Source organism: Mesorhizobium sp. YIM 152430, assembly GCF_029210365.1.
Lineage (GTDB): Bacteria > Pseudomonadota > Alphaproteobacteria > Rhizobiales > Rhizobiaceae > Aliihoeflea.
The window spans coordinates 136,705-142,807 of record NZ_JARGES010000041.1 but is presented as its reverse complement, the minus strand read 5'-3'; the positions used below and the strand labels follow the sequence as shown (position 1 = coordinate 142,807).

Here is a 6,103-nt window from a genome sequence, read left to right as displayed (position 1 = left end):
GTCGGCAGTCGGCAGTCGGCAGTCGGCAGTCGGCAGTCGGCAATGGGAAGTCGGAACTGATCGTTGGTGACGATTGCCTACTGCCGATTGCCGACTGCCGCATCCAAGAACGCCCGCACATCCCTGAAAACATCGACGAACATTTCTTCCGTCAGCCGCCCCGTATTCGTGTTGTAACGTGAGCAGTGATAGCTGGAGAACACGCGGATGCCGCCGAGTTCGGTTTCCGCCTGATGGCCGAACTTGTGTTCGGCGACGCGACCGCCGAGCGCGCGCACGACCGACTGGTGCGAGATCGAGCCAAGCGTCACGATCGCCTTCAGATTCGCGAACCGGCCGATAGTCGGCACCAGGAATTGACGGCAGGTATTGATCTCCGCGCCGACCGGCTTGTTCTCCGGCGGCACGCAGCGCACGGCGTTCGTGACGGCCGTCTCGATCAGTTCCAGAGTGTCGTCGGGTCGGGCCTCGAACTCGCCGGCGGCGAAGCCGAACCGTTTCAGTGTCGAATAGAGAAGGTCGCCGGCATAGTCGCCGGTGAACGGGCGGCCTGTCCGGTTGGCCCCGCGCAGACCGGGCGCAAGCCCGACGATCAGAAGTCGCACGCTGTCGTCGCCGGCCCTCGACCGCCATGTCGGAACCGGCGCGTTGAACCAGTGCGGCTCGCGTGCGCGCCATGCCGCGATGAAATCATGCAGGCGCGGACAAAGCGGACAGTCGGGCGAGGGCTCCGCAGGTTCGACGGGTACGGTGCGGCTCATTCGAACTCGTCTTCGTCGACGGGCTCGGGGGCGGGACGGCGGACAACGCGCTCGGCGCCCTCGCGCCCGATATCGGCCTTGAGGGAATTCAGATCGATGAAGTGATCGGCCTGCCGGCGCAGATCGTCCGAGATCATCGGTGGCTGCGAGGCCATGGTCGAGATTACCGACACCTTCCGACCCTTGCGCTGGAGCGCATCGACGAGGCAGCGGAAATCGCCGTCGCCGGAGAAGATGACATAATGATCGACCGTGCCAGCGAGTTCGAGTGCGTCGACCGTCAGTTCGATGTCCATATTGCCCTTGATCTTGCGCCGCCCCATCGCGTCGGTGAATTCGCGCGCGGGTTTGGTGACGACCTTGTAGCCATTATAGTCGAGCCAGTCGATCAGCGGGCGGATCGAGGAATACTCCTGATCCTCGATCAGCGCGGTATAGTAATAGGCGCGAACGAGATAGCCGTGTTTCTGGAAATGCGTGAGCAACTTTCGATAGTCGATATCGAAACCCAGGGCTCGGGAGGTGGCGTAGAGATTGGCGCCGTCGATGAAGAGGGCGATCTTTTCGCGCGGGTCGAACATGGCAATCAATCCTGCTGCAATGGTTGGCGCCCAAGGGCGAAATCGAATTCAAGCGAAACGGAATATAAGAAGGACATATGGGCAATGGCGCGCCATGCCAACATCGCGGTGGCCGGGCTCAAGCATTTTTGATCGTGTGGACGCGGCGTCTCGCAATGCTTGTCAAGAGGCGAAGTTTTCGCTATGGAGCACGCAATCTCCCGACACCTGAAGACATGAAAGGGGCGTTCCCATGGCCCGCGTCACCGTTGAGGATTGCATCGACAAGGTCGACAACCGGTTCGAGCTCGTTCTGCTCGCCGGCCACCGTGCCCGCCAGATCTCGCAGGGCGCCGCGATCACGATCGACCGCGACAACGACAAGAACCCGGTCGTCGCCCTTCGCGAGATCGCCGACGAGACCCTCTCGCCGGAAGACCTGAAGGAAGACCTGATCCACTCGCTGCAAAAGCATGTCGAGGTCGACGAGCCGGAAGCCGAGGCTCCCGCCCTTTCGAGGGAGGCGGGCGAAGAGACGATCATCGCCACCGACGAGAGCGAAGAGAACATCGCCTTCGACCGCATGTCGGAAGACGATCTTCTGGCCGGCATCGAGGGTCTCGTCGCGCCGGAAAAGAGCGACGATTTCTGATCGGCACGTCTAGGCGGTCTTCCGCCTCGGCCTTTTGATGACTATCTAATTTATATGCCGCGCCGCTATGATGGTGCGGCATATTTCGTCTGAAGGGTCCGGTTCCACATGATGCGGCAATACGAGCTTGTCGAGCGCGTCCAGCGCTACAAGCCCGATGTGAACGAAGCGCTTTTGAATAAGGCGTATGTCTATGCCATGCAAAAGCATGGTCACCAGAAGCGCGCATCCGGCGACCCGTATTTCTCCCATCCGCTCGAAGTGGCGGCGATCCTCACCGAGATGCATGTCGACGAGGCGACGATCGCGGTCGCGCTCCTGCACGACACGATCGAGGACACCTCCGCGACGCGACAGGAGATCGACACGCTGTTCGGCCCGGAGATGGGCAAGCTGGTCGAGGGCCTGACTAAGCTCAAGAAGCTCGACCTCGTCTCCAAGAAGGCCGAGCAGGCGGAAAACCTGCGCAAGCTGCTCCTCGCCATCGCCGAAGACGTGCGCGTCCTGCTCGTCAAGCTCGCGGATCGGCTGCACAACATGCGCACGCTCGACCACATGCCCGAGCACAAACGCGTCCGCATCGCAGAGGAGACGATGGACATCTATGCGCCGCTGGCCGGACGCATGGGAATGCAGGACATGCGCGAGGAACTGGAGGAACTGGCCTTCCGCACCATGAACCCGGAGGCTCATCGCGCGGTCACCGAGCGGCTTGCCGACATCTACGAGCGCTCGAAGGACGTGATCGGCGAAATCGAGAAGTCGATGTCGGTCCTGTTCGAGAAGTACGACATCGAGGCGATGGTCAAGAGCCGGCAGAAGAAGCCGTGGTCGGTCTTCCGCAAGATGGAAACCAAGGCACTGTCCTTCGAGCAGTTGTCGGACATTTTCGGTTTTCGCGTCATCGTCGACGACGAGGAGGACTGCTATCGGGCGCTGTTCGCCATCCACACGACATGGTCGATGGTGCCGGGCCGGTTCAAGGACTATATCTCGACGCCCAAGCAGAACGATTACCGCTCGATACACACCACCATCGTCGGTCCCTCGCGCCAGCGTGTGGAGTTGCAGATCCGCACGCGACAGATGGACGACATCGCCGAATATGGCGTCGCCGCCCACACCCTATACAAGGACGGCGCGACGGTTTCGGGAAATGGCGGGCTGAAGCTTTCCAAGGACACCAACGCCTATGCCTGGCTGCGCCACACGATCGAGCAGCTTTCGGAAGGCGACAATCCGGAAGAATTCCTGGAGAACACCAAGCTCGAACTTTTCCAGGACCAGGTCTTCTGTTTTACGCCGAAGGGTCGGCTGATCGCGCTGCCGCGCGGCGCGACGCCGATCGACTTCGCCTATGCCGTCCATACGGATGTCGGCGATACCTGCGTGGGCGCCAAGATCAACGGCCGCATCATGCCGCTGATGACCGAATTGAAGAACGGCGACGAGGTCGAGATCATCCGCTCCAAGGCGCAGGTGCCGCCCGCCGCCTGGGAATCCGTGGTGGTGACCGGCAAGGCGCGCTCGGCCATCCGCCGTGCAACCAAGAACGCGATCCGCAAGCAATATTCCGGCCTTGGCACGCGCATCCTCGAACGCGCCTTCGAGCGCTCGGGCAAGAAGTTCTCTAGGGAACTCCTGAAGCCGGTTCTTCACCGGCTGGCGCGAAAGGATGTGGAGGACGTGCTGGCCGCGGTCGGGCGCGGCGAATTGTCGTCGCCGGACGTGGTACGCGCCGTCTATCCCGACCACAAGGAAGAACGCGCCGTTCAGCCTGTTCGCCAGCGCGAGGAGGGCTGGTTCAATCTGCGCAACGCCGCCGGAATGCTGTTTCAGATGCCAAGATCGAGCGAGCCGGAAAAGCCCGGTCGTCGGATCAGTGCGGGGGCGCTGCCGATCCGCGGCGTGCGCGGCGACCTGCCGGTCAAGTTCGCGCCGGAGGGCGCCGTTCCGGGAGATCGCATCGTCGGCATCATGCATCCGGGCTCCGGCATCACGATCTACCCGATCCAGTCGCCCTCTCTCACCGCCTTCGACGACCAGCCGGAGCGCTGGATCGACGTGCGCTGGGACATCGACGAGGACACCAAGGAACGCTTTCCGGCGCGTGTTTCGGTGACGGCGCTCAACGAGCCGGGGTCGCTCGCGAACATCTCGCAGGTGATTGCATCCAACGACGCCAACATCCATACGCTGTCCATGCTGCGCACCGCGCCGGATTTCACGGAGATGGTGTTCGACCTCGAGGTCTGGGATCTCAAGCATCTCAACCGGCTGATGTCGCAGTTGAAGGAGAATGCGAGCGTCTCGGAAGTGCGCCGCGTGAACGGATAGGAAAGACGCAGGCATGATGCAGACTGAAGACGTATTGGGAATTTTCCGCGAGGCGGGCGCGATCCTGGAGGGGCATTTCATCCTGACCTCCGGCCTGCGCAGCCCGGTCTTCCTGCAAAAGGCCCGCGTGTTCATGCACGCCGACAAGACCGAGCGCCTGTGCAGGGCGCTGGCCGAAAAGATCCGCGCTGAAGCCGGCGGGATCGATTATGTCGTAGGGCCGGCCGTGGGCGGCATCATTCCGGCTTACGAGACGTCGCGGCATCTGGGCGTCCCGGCGGTCTGGGTCGAGCGGGAGGGGGGCGTCTTCAAGCTGCGCCGGTTCGAGATCGAAAAGGGTGCGCGCGTGGTCATCGTCGAGGATATCGTGACGACCGGCCTGTCGATCCGCGAGACCGTCGACTGCCTTCGCGAACTCGGCGCCGAAATCGTTGCGGCTGCCTGCATCGTCGACCGATCAGCCGGCAAGGCCGATGTCGGGGTGCCGCTCGTCGCGCTCGCCGAATATGAGGTGCCGGCCTATCCGGCTGACGCACTCCCCCCGGAACTCGTCGCGCTTCCTGCGGTCAAGCCCGGCAGCCGCAATATCTGATCGGCAACCATCGGATTCACGAAACGTTACATGCTGATAGACGATTGTATCTGTCCGGTCGCCATGCCTATATCCTGACGAATCGGGACGGTACATATTCTCATCACAGAACCGGGCTAACGGTCCGCTTCGAGAGACAAAAAGGCAATGCTTTTCAGGCGACGCAAGACAGCGGATTTTGGTGAGAAGTTGCGGGTCATGCTGTGGCCGCGACGTTCGTTCGCACGATCGGCCCGCTACTTTTCGCGGCGCGTCCTGCGGCTGACGGCGACGCCTCATGCGGTCGCGGCCGGAGTGGCGGCCGGTGCATTCGCTTCCTTCCTGCCCTATATGGGCTTCCACTTTTTCATCGCGGCCGGCCTGGCTTGGCTCATGCGCGGCAATCTGATCGCCTCGGCTCTCGGTACCGCGGTCGGCAATCCGATAACCTTTCCTTTCATCTGGGGCTGCTCGCTCGGGCTTGGCCGCTACATGCTTCAGGGAACCGAGCCGGGTGAAGTCGTGCCCCTGCAACTGGGGCGCGTGCTGACTGAACTCGATTTTGCACTTCTGTGGGAACCGCTCCTGAAGCCGATGACGGTGGGCGGGGCGATGCTCGGAGCCTTGTGCGGGCTGATCTTCTATCTCCTGACTTACTGGGCGGTGGGCCTCTTTCGCGAGCAGCGCCGAAAACGCCTTGCTGACAAGGCGCGTCAGCGCGCCCATCCTGCATTGACACAGCCCGCTCGATGATCGTCGGCGTCGGCAGCGACCTGATCGACATTCGTCGCATCGAAAAGACGATTGACCGGCACGGGGACCGTTTCATCCAGCGCGTCTTCACCGAAATCGAGCGGACGAAATCCGACCGGCGCCGATTGCGCGCAGCCTCGTATGCAAAACGCTTCGCCGCCAAGGAAGCCTGTGCCAAGGCACTCGGAACGGGCCTTGCGCGCGGCGTGTTCTGGCGTGACATGGGGGTCGTCAACCTGCCCGGCGGCAAGCCGACGATGCACCTGACCAACGGCGCCGAGAAGCGCCTGCTTGCCTTGATGCCCGATGGGCACCGCCCCATCATCCATCTGACGATCACCGACGATTTTCCGCTCGCCCAGGCATTCGTCATCATCGAAGCCGTGCCGGAAGACCGGGCGGCGTGACGAAGCGACGCAACGGCGTTGCCGCCGCCGCCTGCAAACGCTAAGACGAACCGCACCTTGCA

The 6,103-nt window shown here is 62.3% G+C and carries 7 protein-coding genes; 5 read left to right on the top strand and 2 right to left on the bottom strand.

Annotated elements, in window-relative coordinates:
* Positions 1-77: 77 nt before the first annotated feature.
* Entirely contained in the window at positions 78-761 is a 684-nt protein-coding gene (locus PZ895_RS12140) for a uracil-DNA glycosylase (RefSeq protein WP_275839247.1), read from the bottom strand.
* The gene (locus tag PZ895_RS12135) at positions 758-1,342 is read right to left on the bottom strand and encodes an NYN domain-containing protein (RefSeq protein ID WP_275839246.1); all 585 of its coding nucleotides are present in this window, start codon (positions 1,340-1,342) and stop codon (positions 758-760) included. The genes PZ895_RS12140 and PZ895_RS12135 overlap by 4 nt, the downstream gene beginning before the upstream one ends.
* 232 nt (positions 1,343-1,574) lie before the next feature.
* Between PZ895_RS12135 and rpoZ the strand changes: the two genes are divergently transcribed.
* The 5 genes from rpoZ to acpS all read left to right on the top strand — a co-directional run bounded on the left by rpoZ (position 1,575) and on the right by acpS (position 6,041).
* Positions 1,575-1,973, top strand: a complete 399-nt coding sequence (gene rpoZ / locus PZ895_RS12130; protein ID WP_275839245.1) for a DNA-directed RNA polymerase subunit omega — start codon at positions 1,575-1,577, stop codon at positions 1,971-1,973.
* A 108-nt stretch (positions 1,974-2,081) separates the two neighbouring features.
* Complete coding sequence (locus PZ895_RS12125) at positions 2,082-4,310, top strand: bifunctional (p)ppGpp synthetase/guanosine-3',5'-bis(diphosphate) 3'-pyrophosphohydrolase (protein ID WP_275839244.1); 2,229 nt, start codon at positions 2,082-2,084, stop codon at positions 4,308-4,310.
* A gap of 16 nt (positions 4,311-4,326) precedes the next feature.
* The gene (gene pyrE / locus PZ895_RS12120; RefSeq protein ID WP_275839257.1) at positions 4,327-4,902 is read left to right on the top strand and encodes an orotate phosphoribosyltransferase; all 576 of its coding nucleotides are present in this window, start codon (positions 4,327-4,329) and stop codon (positions 4,900-4,902) included.
* A gap of 198 nt (positions 4,903-5,100) precedes the next feature.
* Positions 5,101-5,634, top strand: coding sequence for a DUF2062 domain-containing protein (locus tag PZ895_RS12115; protein WP_275839243.1), 534 nt, complete (start codon positions 5,101-5,103; stop codon positions 5,632-5,634).
* Complete coding sequence (gene acpS, locus PZ895_RS12110) at positions 5,631-6,041, top strand: holo-ACP synthase (protein WP_275839242.1); 411 nt, start codon at positions 5,631-5,633, stop codon at positions 6,039-6,041. The genes PZ895_RS12115 and acpS overlap by 4 nt, the downstream gene beginning before the upstream one ends.
* The last annotated feature ends 62 nt before the right edge of the window (positions 6,042-6,103 follow it).